The 778-nt window shown below is 73.0% G+C and carries 1 protein-coding gene; it reads right to left on the bottom strand.

What is annotated here, in order from left to right; all coding sequences use genetic code 11:
- Positions 1-494: alpha/beta hydrolase (locus tag IEZ12_RS37740; RefSeq protein WP_373295439.1), on the bottom strand; the 494-nt coding region annotated here is incomplete at its 3' end.
- Positions 495-778: the final 284 nt, after the last annotated feature.

Raw genomic sequence — 778 nt, 5'->3', positions numbered from 1 at the left:
TCCAGGTCCATCGACTCCAGCGCGTCGAGCAGCAGCGCCGTCCGCGCCGCCTCCGCCGGGTCGATCGCGGCCGGGCCGGTCGACATCAGGGTCAGCGTCTCCCACGGCAGCTCGTCGGGTGCGGACAGGACCGCCTCCCGCACCACCTGGCCGCCGAACGAGTGCCCCAGCAGGTGCAGCGGCCCGCCCTCGGCCTTCAGTTCCGCGGACAGTGCCAGGACGTCCGCACCCAGCGCCCGCACCGTGTACGCCTGCGGGTCGTCCGGGCCGTCCGACTCGTACTGACCGCGCTGGTCCAGGGCGACCGTCCGGAACCCGGCGGCGGCCAGCGGCTCCAGCAGGGCGATGAAGTCCTCCTTGCTCCCGGTGAACCCGGGGACCAGCAGGGCCGTCCCCCGCACGGCGCCGGTCGGCTCCCCCCACAGGGTCGCCAGTCCACCCATCCGGACCGGTCGCACACATCCCGGCAGCTTCAAGAACGGCGGCGTACTCATATCTCCGTGCCTTCCGACCAGATCACCCGACAACCCGGGGCCACCCTACGCAGCACGGATCCAGCTGACGCGCTCGGAGCGAGGGAAACGCCGAGAGGTGGGGTCGGTCGGAGGCGAAAATGCCGCCGGGGAGGGCGCGACCTGGTGGTGGTCGGGCCCTCCCCGGCGGCACGGGGTGGTGCGGTTACTGCTCCACGGTCTTGCGGGTCCGGCGCGGGGCCGGGATCTCCTCGGCGGCAACCTTCTTGGTTGCGCGCTTGCGCGGAGCCGGAGCGGCTTCCTCG

The sequence above is a fragment of the Kitasatospora griseola genome, assembly GCF_014648555.1.
In the GTDB taxonomy this organism is placed as follows: domain Bacteria; phylum Actinomycetota; class Actinomycetes; order Streptomycetales; family Streptomycetaceae; genus Kitasatospora; species Kitasatospora griseola.
This window is presented reverse-complemented; position numbering and strand designations above follow the sequence as displayed.